The organism is Zavarzinia sp. (assembly GCF_049306435.1).
Taxonomy (GTDB): Bacteria; Pseudomonadota; Alphaproteobacteria; order Zavarziniales; family Zavarziniaceae; genus Zavarzinia.
This window is the reverse complement of the sequence record NZ_JBAQRT010000172.1, coordinates 1-15491: the sequence shown is the minus strand read 5'-3', so window position 1 is coordinate 15491 and position 15491 is coordinate 1. Positions and strand designations below refer to the sequence as shown.

At 66.2% G+C, this 15491-nt stretch carries 13 protein-coding genes; 5 read left to right on the top strand and 8 right to left on the bottom strand.

The annotated features are described in order from the left end of the window. Nucleotides 1-493, bottom strand: a 493-nt coding sequence (locus WAZ62_RS09505) for a hypothetical protein (RefSeq protein ID WP_422643281.1), incomplete at its 3' end; no start/stop codon positions are given. Between the two features lie 118 nt (nucleotides 494-611). Here WAZ62_RS09505 and WAZ62_RS09500 point away from each other — a divergent pair. Further along, nucleotides 612-1319, top strand: coding sequence for a Crp/Fnr family transcriptional regulator (locus WAZ62_RS09500; RefSeq protein WP_422643280.1), 708 nt, complete (start codon nucleotides 612-614; stop codon nucleotides 1317-1319). 13 nt (nucleotides 1320-1332) lie between these two features. After that, nucleotides 1333-3156 (top strand): TRAFs-binding domain-containing protein, encoded by a 1824-nt coding sequence (locus tag WAZ62_RS09495; RefSeq protein ID WP_422643279.1) that lies wholly within the window; start codon nucleotides 1333-1335, stop codon nucleotides 3154-3156. Between the two features lie 49 nt (nucleotides 3157-3205). Here the strand turns inward: WAZ62_RS09495 and WAZ62_RS09490 are convergent, their stop codons facing one another. The 6 genes from WAZ62_RS09490 to WAZ62_RS09465 form a co-directional block, all read right to left on the bottom strand. Continuing rightward, nucleotides 3206-3814, bottom strand: a complete 609-nt coding sequence (locus WAZ62_RS09490) for a hypothetical protein (protein WP_422643278.1) — start codon at nucleotides 3812-3814, stop codon at nucleotides 3206-3208. A gap of 82 nt (nucleotides 3815-3896) precedes the next feature. Then, nucleotides 3897-4874: a branched-chain amino acid ABC transporter permease gene (locus WAZ62_RS09485; RefSeq protein WP_422643277.1), complete on the bottom strand. Its 978-nt coding sequence runs from the start codon at nucleotides 4872-4874 to the stop codon at nucleotides 3897-3899. A gap of 2 nt (nucleotides 4875-4876) precedes the next feature. Next, nucleotides 4877-5764 carry a branched-chain amino acid ABC transporter permease gene (locus tag WAZ62_RS09480; protein WP_422643276.1) on the bottom strand — a complete coding sequence of 296 codons (888 nt, stop codon included), beginning with the start codon at nucleotides 5762-5764 and terminating at the stop codon, nucleotides 4877-4879. 44 nt (nucleotides 5765-5808) lie between these two features. Further along, the gene (locus tag WAZ62_RS09475; RefSeq protein ID WP_422643275.1) at nucleotides 5809-7017 is read right to left on the bottom strand and encodes an ABC transporter substrate-binding protein; all 1209 of its coding nucleotides are present in this window, start codon (nucleotides 7015-7017) and stop codon (nucleotides 5809-5811) included. Nucleotides 7018-7076: 59 nt separating this feature from the next. After that, on the bottom strand, nucleotides 7077-7817 hold the full coding sequence (locus WAZ62_RS09470) for an ABC transporter ATP-binding protein (RefSeq protein WP_422643274.1): 741 nt from the start codon (nucleotides 7815-7817) through the stop codon (nucleotides 7077-7079). Next, nucleotides 7810-8574, bottom strand: coding sequence for an ABC transporter ATP-binding protein (locus WAZ62_RS09465; RefSeq protein WP_422643273.1), 765 nt, complete (start codon nucleotides 8572-8574; stop codon nucleotides 7810-7812). Before WAZ62_RS09465 ends, WAZ62_RS09470 begins: the two co-directional genes overlap by 8 nt. 238 nt (nucleotides 8575-8812) lie before the next feature. Here WAZ62_RS09465 and WAZ62_RS09460 point away from each other — a divergent pair, with 238 nt between their 5' ends. Beyond that, complete coding sequence (locus WAZ62_RS09460) at nucleotides 8813-9472, top strand: response regulator (protein WP_422643272.1); 660 nt, start codon at nucleotides 8813-8815, stop codon at nucleotides 9470-9472. Between the two features lie 20 nt (nucleotides 9473-9492). On the opposite strand, the gene WAZ62_RS09455 is transcribed toward WAZ62_RS09460, so the two are convergent. After that, nucleotides 9493-12918: an ATP-binding protein gene (locus WAZ62_RS09455; RefSeq protein ID WP_422643271.1), complete on the bottom strand. Its 3426-nt coding sequence runs from the start codon at nucleotides 12916-12918 to the stop codon at nucleotides 9493-9495. A 294-nt stretch (nucleotides 12919-13212) separates the two neighbouring features. Here WAZ62_RS09455 and WAZ62_RS09450 point away from each other — a divergent pair, with 294 nt between their 5' ends. Then, nucleotides 13213-14868: an MFS transporter gene (locus WAZ62_RS09450; RefSeq protein WP_422643270.1), complete on the top strand. Its 1656-nt coding sequence runs from the start codon at nucleotides 13213-13215 to the stop codon at nucleotides 14866-14868. A 63-nt stretch (nucleotides 14869-14931) separates the two neighbouring features. Beyond that, a partial coding sequence (locus WAZ62_RS09445; protein WP_422643269.1) for an AMP-binding protein occupies nucleotides 14932-15491 on the top strand: 560 nt, incomplete at its 3' end.

The window sequence follows — 15491 nt, the reverse complement described above, 5'->3', positions numbered from 1 at the left end:
GATCCGGCAGATCGCTGCGGCCAATAAGGCCGGCGCGGCGGGCGACCGCTTCCGCTTGCGCATCGCGCGCCTCCTCCCGCCGGCCGAGGGTCTCGAGGGACGCCGCCCGGGCCTGTGCCAGATCGGCCTGCAAGGGCGCGCCAAGGCCGCGGCCATCGCCCCGGCTGCCGGCGATCAGGGCCGAGACCTCGCGCGCCCGCGCCACCGCCGTCTCGTGCCCGCCCGATGCCTGCAGCACGCGAACGGACAGAAAGCCCAGAATCGCCCGCTCGATCGGGTGATCGCCCAGCCCGTCCAGAGTCCAGACCCGGTCCAGATGCGCCTGCGCCTCGGCCGCGAGGCGGCGCGACATCAGGGCGTCGACCAGGCGGCGACTGCCGTCGAGCAGACGCGCCACCGTCGCCTCGTCCGGCGAATCGCCGAGCAGCGCGATGGCGGTATCGACATTGGCCGTCAGGGTGGCCAGTTCGGAATCGACGGAGTCGGCGGACATTATTTCCTCGTCTTGGGGCGCCCTTCGGGCTTGCGGCACGGTAAAGACTTGGCCGCCAGAGCGCGAGGCTTCAATATGCCGGCACGATTGCGAAGCGCCAAGCCGGGGACCGGGGGGTATGATCCAAGACCAACGCGCGCGGCGACGCGCGCTGCTGACACGGCATTTCCTGCTTCAGGATGTATCCGAAAAGGTCCTCGACGACCTGATCGCTTTTTCCAGCACGCATGGCTATGCCGACGATCAGATCATTTTCGCCAAGGGCGACGATGGCGACGGGCTCTATGGCATTCTCGACGGCCAGGTGCGGATCTTCGCCGGTGACGCCGAGGGGCGGGAAATCACCCTCAACATCCTGGGTCCCGGCGATCTCTTCGGTGAAATCGCGCTCATCGACGGCAAATCGCGCTCCGCCGATGCCGCGGCGATCGGGCCGACCACCCTGTTCCACATGCCACGGCGCCATTTCGTGCCCTACCTGCGGCAGAGCCCGGATCTGTGCTTCAGCCTGCTCGAAATCCTCTGCGGCCGGGTGCGCTGGGTCTCCAACGCGCTCGAGGACCGGGCCTTCCTCGGGCTGGAGGCGCGGCTGGCGAAATGGCTGCTCAGCCTGGCCGAAACCTCCGGCGACAAGGATGGCCGTGGCAAGTTGCGCCTGCGCATGAAACTGTCGCAGCGCGAACTCGGCGCCCTGGTCGGCACCTCGCGGGAAGCGGTGAACAAGCAGTTCGCCCTGTGGCGCGACAGCGGCCTCATCTCGATCGACAAGGGCGTGATCACCCTGAACGCCCCCGTGCAATTGCAGGCTCTGGTCGATCTTGCCTGACCGCGGACCCGCCTTGCCACAAACCGTCGAGGATATCCTCGCCGAGGTGCGCGCGGCGCGAAAGCGCGGTGAATTGTTCGAAGCCTTCGACCGCGCTCGCGGCGCGATCGAGGACGGCGGGCCGGACGCCCGCCTCGCCTATGAGGCGGTGCTGTGCCTGGCCCGGGCCGGGGCGAGCGAACTCGCCCACCGGCGCTATTTCGAATATGGCCTCGATCCCGATCTCGGCCTCGATTACGCGACCCTGCTCGGCCGGATCGAGAAGGACGAGGCGCTGGCCCTGTCCGGTCCCGCGCGCGCGGCCAAGCTGCTGGAGGCCGCCGGCACCTATCGCGCCGCCTATGTCCGCTATCCCGACTATTATCCGGCGATCAATGCCGCCACCCTCTATCTCCTCGCCGGGGACGAGGTGAACGCGCGGGAATTCGCCCAGATCTCCCGCCGTCACCTGCAGGCCATCCTCGAGGGCGAGGCGCGGCCGGCCAGCTTCTGGGACCTGGCGACCGCCGCCGAAGCCGCCCTGATCCTCGGCGAAGGGGAAGCGGCGCGGGACGCCGTGCGCGAGGCGATGGCGGTTTCCGATCTCGATGTGACGGGCGTTGCATCCACGCGGCGGCAATTGCGGCTGATTATCGCCGAACGCAATCTGGACCCGACGATTCTCGACCCGATGACGCCGCCGACGGTCGCCCACTATACCGGACACCGCCTCACCCCCTGGGGCCGGCCCGGCCGCTTTCCCGCCGCCCTGGAGGATGCCGTGGCCGAAGGCATCCGCGCGGCCATCGCCCGCCACGACATCCGCTTCGGCTACGGCTCGCTCGCCTCGGGCGCCGATATCCTCTTCGCCGAGGCGATCCTCGACGCAGGGGGCGAGGTCCATGCCGTGCTGCCCTTCGCCTATGAGGATTTCATCCGCATCTCGGTCGCCGATTCCGGTCCCGACTGGGTGGCGCGTTTCGAGCGCCTGATCCACCACCCGCGGATGCGGATCTCGCTGGCGACCTTCGATCCCTTCCTCGGCGACGACGAGATATTCGGCTATGCCGCGCGCTACGCCATGGGTCTCGCGGTCATCCGCGCCGACATGATCGGCGGCCCGGCCGTGCAGCTGGCGGTCTGGGACGGCGTCGGTGGCGCGGGTCTCGCCGGCACCGCCGCCGATGTCGCCTTCTGGCGCACCGACATGAAGCGCGATGGCGAGGTGATCTGGCCCGAAGGCACGCCTTCGATGGTGCCGGTAACCCCCGGCATTGCCGCTGTCCCGGCGCAGGCCGCGCCCGGCGATGCCGCGCAGGCGCCCCACCGGGTGCTGCGCGCCCTGCTCTTCTGCGACGTCAAGGGTTTCTCCAAGCTGAACGACGTGACCATCCCGGTGTTCTTCCGCGAGGTCATGGGCGCGCTGGCCCGGGCGACCCGCCGTCACCGGGATTCGATCCTGTTCAAGAACACCTGGGGCGATGCGATCCATACGATCATGCGCGACGCGCCCTCGGCCGCCGCCCTCGCCCTCGATCTGCAGGACGAGATGGAACGGATCGACCTTGCCACCCTGGGCCTGCCGGAAGGCCTGGCTTTACGGGTCGGCGGCCATGTCGGACCGATCTATTCGAGCTGGGACAATGTGCTGGAGGAAGAGACCTTCTACGGCGCGCAGGTCACCCGCTGCGCCCGGATCGAGCCGATCGCCTTCACCGGCAAGGTTTTCGTCTCGGAAGCCTTCGCCGCCGAACTCGCGCTGACCTCGCCCGACTTCAGCTCAGAATATGTCGGCACCATCCCGACCGCCAAGCAGTTCGGCCGGATGCCGATGTATCTGCTGCGCAAGCGCGGTTAGCCGCCCTCCCCTCGCGAGATCCCGGCCTTCGCCGGGATGACGATCGAGGTTACCCCACCCCGGCATAACCCGCGAGGCGGCGGAGTTCGGCGAGGAATTCGGTCTCGGCCCGTTTCGCCGGCCAGGGCGTCAGGATGCGCTCCAGCGGCGGCTCGACCATGCCGAAGGTGGTCGGGTCGCGGGCCTCGACCAGGGTCAGGCCGACGAGTTGCACGGCCTCGGTGGTGGCGAGGGCGCGGTCGGCCTTCTTGATCCGTTTCGCCATGTCGGGCGGCAACGGATAGGCCAGGCCATAGCGCAGGTGGATCGCCCGTTGCACGCCGTCTTCCAGCCGCCGCCAGTCGGCGCCGAGCACGGGTTTCAGGGGCGTGATCACATCCATGCCCAGCAGCCCCTCCGCCCCGTCATGCAGCAGGGTCGCCAGTTCGAGCTTGATCGAGAGGCGCGAGGCGGGCGTTGCGCGGCGAATCTCCGCGAGGACATCGAGACTGTGCTGGGCGACGGAATAGGCAAATTCGCCCTTGGTCGCGCCGTTCCAGCGCGCCACCCGCGACAGGCCGAGGGCGAGATCCGTGTCCTCGAAATCGAAGGGCGACGGATTGGCGAGATCGAGGCGGCGGCCCGACAGGAACCGCTGCCACACGCGATGTTCATTCATGGAGGAGACCGGCGGAAACCAAACAGGGCGACACTTAACCGTGTCGCCCTGTCAGCGGCAAGCCCGGACCGAAGTCCGGCCCTCAGCGACGGCGGCCGAGGAAGACGTTGATCTCGCCGACGATGCCGCGGCGGAACACGAGCACGCAGACGACGAAGACGACGCCGATCACCATGGTCACCGGCAGGCCCGAGGTCGCGAGATAATTCTCGAGCCCGACCACCAGCGCGCCGCCCACCGCCGGACCGACCAGGGTGCCGACGCCGCCGAGCAGGGTCATCAGGATGACTTCACCCGACATCTGCCACTGAACGTCGGTCAGCGAGGCCAGCTGGACCGCGATCGCCTTGGTGCCGCCGGCGACGCCGGTCAGCGCGGCCGAAAGGGTGAAGGCCAGAACCTTGAAACGGTCGACCCGGTAGCCGAGCGAAATCGCCCGCGGCTCGTTCTCACGAATCGCCTTGAGCACGGCGCCATAAGGCGAATTCACGATGCGCCAGATCAGCCCGAAGCCGAGCAGGAAGACCGCCAGCACGAAATAATACATGGTCAGCGAATCTTCGAGGCTGATCAGGCCGAACAGATTGCCGCGCGGCACGCCCTGCAGACCATCCTCGCCGCCGGTGATCGACCCCGCCTGGATGGCGAAGAAGAACACCATTTGCGAGATGGCGAGGGTGATCATGGCGAAATAGATGCCCTGGCGCCGGATCGCGATGGCACCGATGACCAGCCCCATCGCGCCGCCGACCAGGCCACCGAAGAGAATCGCCAGTTCGGGCGTCAGGCCCCAGACCTTGGCGGCATAGCCCGAGGCATAGGCCGCCGTGCCGAAGAACGCCGCATGGCCGAAGGACAGCAGGCCGACGAAGCCGAGCATCAGGTTGAAGGCACAGGCGAAGAGCGCGAAGCACAGCGCCTTCATCAGGAAGCCCGGATAGGCGACATAGGGCGCGACCAGCAGGGCGGCGATCAGCAGGACGCCGATGATCAGCCTTGTGTTGCCGGTGAAGCGGCCGGAGACGGTGCCGCTGGGGCGGATGGATTTGACGACGGCCATGATCAGCGCTCCCGTCCGAAGAGGCCAGCGGGGCGCAGCAGCAGCACCACCACCATGATGAGGAAGACGACGATGTTCGAGGCTTCCGGCAGGAAGACCTTGGTCAGGCCTTCCATCAGCCCGAGCAGATAGCCCGAGGCGACCGCGCCGAAGATCGAGCCCATGCCGCCGATCACGACGACCGCGAAGACGACGATGATGAGGTTGGAGCCCATCAGCGGATTGACCGAATAGATCGGCGCCGCCATCACCCCGGCGAGGCCGGCGAGGGCGACACCCGCGCCATAGGTCATGGTGATCATGACCGGCACATTGATGCCGAAGGCCTGGACGAGCTTCGGATTCTCCGTCGCGGCGCGCAGATAGGAGCCGAGGCGCGTCTTCTCGATCGCGTACCAGGTGGCGATGCAGACGACGATCGACAGCGCGACGACCCAACCCCGGTAGAAGGGCAGGAACATGAAGCCGAGGTTGGTGCCGCCGCTGAGCGCGGCCGGCACCGGATAGGACTGGCCCGAGACACCGTATTGATACTTGAACCCGCCCTCGAGAATGAGGGCGAGGCCGAAGGTGAGCAGCAGGCCATAGAGGTGATCGAGCTTGTAGAGATGCCGCAGCATCGTCTTCTCGATCACGAGGCCAAGAGCCCCGACGACGACGGGGGTGAGGATCAACGCGCCCCAATAGCCGATACCCAGATATTGCATCAGGTACCAGGCCACGAAAGCGCCGACCATGTAGAGGGCGCCATGGGCGAAGTTGATCACGTTCAACATGCCGAAGATCACGGCGAGCCCGAGACTCAGCAAGGCATAGAAGGAGCCATTGATGAGACCGAGCAAGAGCTGGCCGAACAGGGCCTGTGGCGGAATGCCGAGAAGTTCAAACATGGGTAAACCGATCCGTCGTCGTCAGGGAGGCGAGGGCTAGACCGTTACTGCGCGAGGGCGCAGCCGGATTTCGCCGGGTCCTGGAACGCCTGGGCGCCCGGCACCGTCTTCACCAGCTTGTAGAGGTCCCATTCGCCCGTCGATTCCGAAGGCTTCTTCACTTCCATGAGATACATGTCGTGAACGACGCGGCCGTTGGCGGCGATCTTGCCTTCGTGGATCACGGCGTCCTTCACCGGAAGTTCCTTCATCTTGGCGGCGACCACCTTGCCATCGTCGGTGCCGGCGGCCTCGATCGCCTTCAGATAGTGCAGGGTAGCCGAATAGTCGGCGGCCTGAACCATGGTCGGCATCTTGCCGAACTTGTCGAAGAATTTCTTCGAGAAGCCGCGGGTCTCGTCGTCGAGATCCCAATAGAAACCGGTGGTGACCAGCAGGCCCTGACCGAGTTCGAGACCGATCGAATGGATGTCCGACAGGAAGGCGAGCAGCGCGACCAGCTTCTGGCCACCGGCGACGATGCCGAATTCCGCCGCCTGCTTCACCGAGTTGATCGTGTCCTGGCCGGCATTGGCGAGGGCGACGACCTTGGCGCCCGACGACTGCGCCTGCAGCAGGAAGGACGACAGGTCGGCCGAGGGGAACGGGTGCCGGACCGAGCCGATGACCTTGGCGCCAAGCTCGCCCAGAACCGTCTTGGCGTCAGCCTCGAGGCTGTGACCGAAGGCGTAGTCCGCCGTGATGATGAACCAGCTGTCGCCGCCATCGGCGACCACCGAAGGCGTCGTCACATGGGCGAGCGAATAGGTGTCGTAGATCCAGTGGAACGACGTCGCCGTGCATTCCTTCTGGGTCAGGCGGACCGTGGCCGCGCCCGAATTGATGGTGACGACACCCTTCTCGCCGCCGACACCCTGCACGCCGAGACCGACGCTGGAGGTGACGAGGTCGACGAGGGCGTCGGCGCCCTTGGTGTCGATCCATTCGCGGGCGATGTTCACCGCGATGTCGGCCTTGTTCTGGTGGTCGGCGGTGATCACTTCGATGGGCTTGCCGAGGACCTTGCCGCCGTAATCGGCGACGGCCATTTCGACCGCGACGATCGAGCCCTTGCCCGCCACGTCGGCATAGACACCCGACAGGTCGGTCAGCACGCCGATGACGACCTTGTCACCGGACAGGCCTTCCGCCAGGGCGGCGCCGGACAGCATGGCCGACAGCGCGACGCCCGCGAGTAGAGACTTCTTGAACATGACTTCCTCCCCAGTAAGGCCGGCAATGCCTGGAGCGCCGGCCCGTTTCGTTGCTGGAATTACACGCCGAGATAGGTAACGAGTCGATCCCGATTGGCGGCCAGTTCGGCCGCGGTCATGGTGTCGGCCACATGACCGTCCTCCATGACGTAGAAGCGATCGGCGATGGTCGAGACGAAGTGAATCGACTGCTCGACGACGATCATGGTCATGCCGCTTTCCTTCAGGCGGCGGACGGCGGCCCCGATCTGCTGAACGATCACGGGGGCGAGACCCTCGGTCGGCTCGTCCAGCAGGATGAAGTCGGCGCCGCTGCGCAGGATGCGGGCGATCGCCAGCATCTGCTGCTCGCCGCCCGACAGTTTGGTGCCGGGGCTGTAGAGCCGTTCCTTCAGATTGGGGAACAGCGTGAAAATATCCGCGACCGACATGCCGCCCGGCTTGATCACCGGCGGCAGCATCAGGTTTTCCTGCACGTTCAGGCTGGCGAAGATGCCCCGCTCTTCCGGGACATAGCCGATGCCGAGGCGGGCGATGCGATGCGGCGCCAGTTTCGCGGTCTCGACCCCGTCGAAGACGATCGAGCCGGTGCGGCGCCCGACGAGCCCCATGATCGAGCGTAAGGTGGAGGTCTTGCCGGCGCCGTTGCGGCCGAGCAGCGCGACCACTTCGCCCCGCTTCACCTCGATGTCGACGCCATGCAGGACATGGCTCTCACCGTAATAGGCGTTCAGCCCCTCGATCTTCAGACGGGTCGCGCCGACGGCGGACGGCTGCGGTTTCACGGCGGCGTCAGCCATGTTCGGTCCCCATGTAGGCTTCGATGACGGCGGGATTCTTGGAGACGGTCTCGTAGGGGCCTTCGGCGAGAATCTGGCCGCGCTGCAACACGGTGATCGTGTCGGACAGGCCCGAGACCACCGACATGTTGTGTTCCACCATCAGGATGGTGCGGCCTTTGCGAATGCGGCGGATCAGGTCGATGATACGGCCCACGTCCTCATGGCCCATGCCTTGCGTCGGCTCGTCGAGCAGCATCAGTTCGGGATCGAGCGCGAGGGTGGTCGCGATCTCGAGCGCGCGCTTGCGGCCATAGGACAATTCGACCGCCGTCGTGTGGAGGAACGGGCCAAGACCGACATCCTCGACCAGCTGCGCCGCCCGGGCGTCGAGATGATCGAGTTCTCGGATCGAGCGCCAGAAATGGAACACCTTCGAGCTTCGCGCCTGCAGGGCGACGCGCACGTTCTCCAGCACCGTCAGATGCGGAAACACCGCGGAAATCTGGAAGGAACGGACCACGCCCATGCGGGCGATGTCGGCGGGCTTGGCGTGACTGATGTCATGCTCGTTGAAGCGCACGGTGCCGGCCGTGGGCTGCAGGAATTTGGTCAGCAGGTTGAAGACCGTGGTCTTGCCGGCGCCGTTCGGACCGATCAAGGCATGGATGCTGCCGCGACGCACCCGCAGGTTCACGTCCTTCACGGCGACAAAGCCACGAAATTCCTTGGTCAGGCCCTTTGTTTCCAGAACCAGATCGCTCAAAGCGCCCCCCATCTTCAGGACAGACCGGTGGCGCAGATCAGAGCATCCCCCCGGGTCGTCGTTGCTTGGATATTCGGCGTCTTATGTGCCGTTGGTCATCGTTTACCGGCAGGGCTGGCCACTGGCCATCCCCTACTTAGGTCTAAGGCCTATACTTTCGGGCGGGAACAGGGTTGGATGAGCAAGAGCGTTGCGTTACCCGGCGTCGGGCCGCTACGCTCTGGCGGGGAGGAACAAGAAGATCACAACCATGGACAGTACGGAAAGCGGCTGGACGGTCGTCATCGCCGACGATCATCCCCTCGTGCGGGACGCCATGCGCCACGCCCTGATGCAGAACCTGAGCGACGTCCAGGTGGTCGACGCCTCCAGCCTCGACGAGGCCAAGGCGGCCGTGGACCGGCTGGGCACCGTCGATCTCGTCATCCTCGATCTCAACATGCCGGGCATGGACGGCTTCACCGGCCTTGCCACCATGCGCGCCGCCCATCCCCTGGTGCCGGTCGCCATGGTATCGGCGACCAACGACGAAACGATCATGCGCCGCGCGATCGAATTCGGCGCCGCCGGCTTCATCCCGAAATCGGCGCCGCTCGAGACCATCGCCGAGGCGATCGGCCAGATTCTCGACGGTCAGGTGTGGCTGCCCATTCCGCGCGCCGCGCCCGCGGGCACCGGCACCAGCCGGCAGGAAATCGCCTCCCGCCTCGGCGAATTGACGCCGCAGCAGCTCAAGGTCCTGTCGATGATGTCCCAGGGCCTCCTGAACAAGCAGATCGCCTTCGAACTCGGCGTCGGCGAGGCGACGGTGAAGGCCCATGTCACCGCGATCCTGAAGAAACTCGGCGTGCACAGCCGCACCCAGGCCGTGATTTCCGCCCGCCTGCTGGATTTCAAGACGGTCGACTGAACCCCTGTCGGCGGTGGCCCTCAACTGGCCGCCGCCATGTCCTGCTGCTGCTTGCGCAGGTGATCGAGATAGGCCCGCAGGGCGGCGGGCTTCACCGGCTTCGGCAGCAATTCCACCTGATGGCGCTTGGCTTCCTGACGCAGGCGCGGCTCGCGGTCGGCGGTGATCAGGGCCGCCGGCAACAGGCGGCCAGCCTGCTGACGCAGGGCGGTGATGGCGGCAAGACCGTTGCTGCTGCCACCAAGGTGATAATCCACGAGAATGACATCGGGCGTCCGGCCGCTGGCGCGCATCGCCTCCTTCGCCGCGTCGACGGATTCGACGGCGACGACATCGCAGGACCAGCCCTGCAGCAGGGCCGTGATCGCTTCCCGAATCGCCGCCTCGTCATCGACCGCGAGAACCGACAGACGATGCTGCGGCAACTCGACCGGGCGGCTTTCCACCGGGGCGCGGCGGATCGCCGGCGCCTCGGTCAGCGGCGCCGCCACCGAGAAGACCGAGCCCCGCCCGACCTGCGACCGCAGGCCGATCGGATGATCGAGAATGCGGCAGATGCGCTCGACGATGGCAAGGCCAAGGCCAAGCCCCCTCGCCCCCTGTTCCTCGACCTTGGGGCCGAGACGGACGAATTCGCCGAAGACCGCGTCCTGCTGCTCGGGGGCGATGCCGATACCGCTGTCCCAGACCTCGACCACGGCCATGTCGCCCCGCCTGCGCGCCCCGATCAGCACGCGGCAGCGCGGGCGGGAAGGGTCGCTGTAACGTATCGCGTTCGAGAGATAGTTCTGGATCACCCGGCGCAGCAGCTGCGGGTCGCTGCGCACGGCGAGCCTGGACGGCATGACGACAAGCTCGACGCCCCGCCTGGCCGCCAGCGGCGCCAGGGTCGAGGCGATGCCTTCCATCAGGGGACCGAGGGCGACCGGCTGCAGATCCGGGCTCATCACGCCCTGATCGAGCCGGGAAATATCCAGCAGGGCATCCAGCAGCACCTCGACCGCGCCCAGGCCCTGGTCGACCTTGGCCACCAGCGGCTCCGCCGGGTGGCGGTCGGCCAGCGCCGTGGCGAACAGGCGGGCGGCGTGAAGCGGCTGCAACAGGTCGTGGCTCGCGGCGGCGAGGAAGCGGGTTTTGCCGAGGTTGGCTTCCTCGGCCGCGGTGCGCGCCTGATGCAATTCGGCGATGACCCTGGTCAGGTCGGCGGTGCGCTCGTCCACCCGGCGCTCCAGGCTTTCGTTCGCCTGTTTCAGGGCGGCCTCGGCGATGTAACGCTCGGTGACATCGGTGACCATGATCGAGAAGCCGCCGCCCGGCATCGGATCGAAGCGCAGCTCGACGCGGGCGCCATCCGGCCGCTCGACCTGGCGCACCGTCGCCATGCCGCCGGCGGGCATGGTCAGCGCCGCCCCGAGCGAGCGCAGGCGCCCGATGACCCCGAGTTCGCCGGTCGACGTCCCGACCCGCGCCTGATCGCGCGGCAGCCACAGCATGTCGAAGAAACGCTCGTTCCAGGTCACCAGACGGCGATCGCGGTCGAACACGGCGATGCCCTGGCTGACATGGTCGAGGGTGGTGCGCAGCAGGGTGAAATTCTGCCGGATCGCCTCCGACGCCTCGCCCAGCACCGCCCGCATCGCCCGGCCCGACAGGCGGGAGCCCTGACGCGCCGAGGCGATCACCACCCGCGCCGAGGCGGCGCCGATGACGCCCGACAACAGGCGCTCGGTGAAGGCGGCGACATTGACGCCCGTGCGCTCGATGCCGGCGAAGGCGACCTCCGCCTGTTCCGTGCCGATGAAGCGGGCGGACAGGGCCTTCAACTCCTCGACCGACATGCCGGCCCCCGCCCGCTGCACGGTTTCGGCATCAAGCTCGACCTGCGGCATCACGAAGGCCTCGGCCTGGTCGCGATCCCGTTTGTGTGGCACCGAGAACAGCGAGACGGTGACGAGGAACAGCATGTTCAGACCCAGACTGACCACGACCCCCTGACTGAGCGGATCGAGCGCCGCGAGAGCCGATGGCAGCAGGGGGCTAAGCGGCGCCACCGCCAGCGCGTCGCTGCCGAGGATCGAGGGCAGGAACAGCGCGTAGAGCCAGACCGCCCCGCCGATCGCGAGGCCGGCGACCGCGCCATTGCGATGGGCGTTGCGCCAGAACAGGCCAAGGATCAGCGACGGCGCGAATTGCGCCACGGCGGCGAAGGAAATGAGGCCGATCGAGACCAGCGAAATCTGGCTGGCCAGCGCCTTTTCGTAGAGATAGCCAAGAAGCAGCACGATGACGACGGCGGCCCGCCGGGTGACCACGACCACCCGGCCGCTGTCGTGCCGGTCGAGCCGGCGCCAGCGCAGCAGGAAGGGCATGGCGATTTCGTTCGAAGCCATGATCGACAGGGCAAGACAGGCGACGATCACCATGCTGGTCGCCGCCGACAATCCGCCGATGAAGACGAAGGTCGAGAGCAGGTCATCGCCCTGCATCATCGGCACGGCGAGGACATACATGTCGGGATTGGTCCCGGCGGGCGAGGCCGCCATGCCGGCGACCGCGATGGGCACCACGAAAAGATTGATGACGACGAGATAGAGCGGGAACAGCCAGCGGGCGGTCCCGAGGTGATTGCCCGGACCATGCTCGATCACCGCGACATGGAATTGCCGCGGCAGGCACAGGAAGCCAAGACCCGACAGGACCGTGAGGGTGATCCAGTTCAGGGTGACGGTCGGCTGCGCCAGGTGCTTCAACGCCGGCTCGGTGTTGACATGGCGCACCAGGCCCTCGAAGCCGCCGAAGACTTCATAGGTGACATAGAGGCCGACGGCGACGAAGGCCGCCAGCTTCACCAGCGATTCAAAGGCGATCGCCAGCATCATGCCGCGGTGCTGTTCGGTCGCCTGGGCGCGGCGGATGCCGAACAGCATGGTGAAGACGGCCATCATCACGGCGACGATCAGCGCCGTGTCGCGCCAGGCATAGAAATCGCCAGGACGCGAGACAGGCACCCCGACCACGGCATCGAAACTGTCGGACACCGCCTTCAGCTGCAGGGCGATATAGGGCAGCACCCCGACGATGGCGAGGCCGGCGACCATGGCCGAGACCGCCCGGCTCTTGCCATAGCGCGAGCCGATGAAATCGGCGATCGAGGTGATGTTCTGGTTGCGCGCGATCAGCACCATGCGGGCCAGCAGGCGGTGGCCGAACAGCATGACCAGGATGGGCCCGACGAAGATCAGGAAGAAATCCCAGCCGGTCGAGACCGCGCGGCCGACGCTGCCGTAGAAGGTCCAGGACGTGCAGTAGATCGCCAGCGACAGGGCATAGATCAGGTGCTGCGAGGTCGCGGCACGGCGCGGTCGCCAGTCGCCGATATAGGCGATGGCGAACAGGCTGCCGATGTAGAGAAGCGACATCAACAGGATTGCCCAGTCCTGCAACATGGATGATATCCCTCCCTTCGGCCCAGACTGTCATCTAGGCGCCAAAGCAGGGAATTGTCCATTTTTTCAAGAGATCCACCGGCTCTCGAAGTCACACCGGCGCGATTACATTGCATTGCAGCACGACAATTGTCGCGACGCATCCAATACCAAAGTCACGACCGCTTCGACCATCGTCGGGGATCAACCCTGACGCGACCTCAAGTACCACTGTCATGACCGATAAAGGCCGGGGTCAACAATCCGGCTGCAGCGGGGGCACAACAGACGGAAAAACCGTCAAGGGAGGTTCATATGGTCAGCGTGTCTGCCGGCCGCGCGAGCGAGCGCGCCGAAGCCGCCGAGAAGCGGAAGGTCGTTTTCGCCTCTTCGCTCGGCACCGTTTTCGAATGGTACGACTTCTACCTTTACGGCTCGCTTGCGGCCGTGATTTCGAAACAGTTCTTTTCCGGCGTCAATCCGACGGCGGGTTTCATTTTCGCGCTGATGGCCTTCGCCGCCGGTTTTGCCGTGCGCCCCTTCGGCGCCCTGGTGTTCGGCCGGCTCGGCGATCTCGTCGGCCGCAAATACACCTTCCTCATCACCATCCTGATGATGGGCGCCTCGACCTTCGTCGTCGGCATCCTGCCGTCCTATGCCTCGATCGGCATGGCGGCACCGATCATCCTCGTCGGCCTTCGCCTGCTGCAGGGCCTCGCCCTCGGCGGTGAATATGGCGGCGCCGCGACCTATGTCGCGGAACATGCCCCGAACGACAAGCGCGGCACCTATACGTCCTGGATCCAGACGACCGCGACGATCGGCCTTTTCCTGTCCCTGCTCATCATCCTCGGCGTGCGCCTGTCGATGTCGAACGAGGCCTTCGAAAGCTGGGGCTGGCGCATTCCCTTCCTGGTTTCGGTGCTCCTGCTCGGCATCTCGGTGTGGATCCGGCTGCAGCTGAACGAATCGCCGATGTTCCAGAAGATGAAGGAAGAAGGCACCCGTTCGAAGGCCCCGCTGACCGAGAGCTTCGCCCGGTGGGGCAATCTGAAGATCGTCCTCATCGCGCTCTTCGGCCTCACCGCCGGTCAGGCCGTGGTCTGGTACACCGGGCAGTTCTACGCCCTGTTCTTCCTGACCCAGACCCTGAAGGTCGATGCCCAGACCGCGAACCTGCTGATCGCCGGCTCGCTGCTCATCGGCACGCCCTTCTTCGTCTTCTTCGGCTGGCTCTCGGACAAGATCGGCCGCAAGCCGATCATCATGGCCGGTTGCCTGATCGCCGCCGTGACCTATTTCCCGATCTTCAAGGCGGTCACCCACTACGCCAACCCGGCCCTCGAACAGGCCGTCGCCACGTCACCGGTCGTCGTCATCGCCGATCCGGCCACCTGCACGTTCCAGTTCAACCCGGTCGGCACGTCGAAGTTCACCTCGTCCTGCGACGTCGCCAAGACCGGCCTCGTCAAGCGCGGCACGCCCTATTCCAACGAAGTGGCGCCCGCCGGCAGCCCGGCCCAGGTGAAGGTCGGCTCGGTCGTCATCCCGTCCTATGATGGCCTCGCCGCCGATGCCAAGGAACAGGCGGCAGCCTTCGACGCCGCCCTTTCCAAGGCCCTGTCCGACGCCGCCTATCCGGCCAAGGCGGATCCCGCGGCGATCAACCATGTGATGCTGCTGGTTCTGCTGTTCGTCCTGGTGCTCTACGTCACCATGGTTTACGGCCCGATCGCGGCCATGCTGGTCGAGATGTTCCCGACCCGCATCCGCTACACCTCGATGTCGCTGCCCTATCACATCGGCAACGGCTGGTTCGGCGGCTTCCTGCCGACCACCGCCTTCGCCATCGTGGCGGCCACCGGCAATATCTATGACGGCCTGTGGTATCCGATCGTCATCGCCGCCGGCACCTTCGTCATCGGTATGCTCTTCGTCCGCGAGACCAAGAACAACGCCATCATCGACTGATGCGCCAGGGGTGGCGGCGGTGCCGCCACCCCCTTCCTTTCGCGGATGCCCAGGAGACCAGCCATGACCGCGTCGCCCCAGTCCCATGCCAACCATGATCCGATCTACCCCGTGCCGACGGGTTTCGCGGCGCAGGCCCTCGTGAACGCAGCGGGTTATGCCGAGGGTTATCGCCACTCGATCGAGGACCCGGCGGGCTTCTGGGCCGAGGCCGGCAAGCGCCTCGACTGGATCACCCCCTACAGCCCCGGCGCCGTCCGCGACGTCTCCTTCGGACCCGGTGACGTGCACATCCGCTGGTTCCACGACGGCACCCTCAATGTCGCCGCCAACTGCCTCGACCGTCATCTCGCCACCCGGGGCGACAAGATCGCCATCCTGTGGGAAGGCGACAATCCGGCGGATTCCCGCGCCATCACCTATCGCGACCTCCACGCCGAGGTCTCGCGCTTCGCCAATGCCCTTCTGGCCCTCGGCGTCAAGAAGGGCGACCGCGTCACCCTCTATCTGCCCATGATCCCGGAAGCCGCGGTCGCCATGCTGGCCTGCGCAAGGATCGGCGCCATCCATTCCATCGTCTTCGGCGGCTTCTCTCCCGACAGCCTGGCGGGTCGCATCGTCGA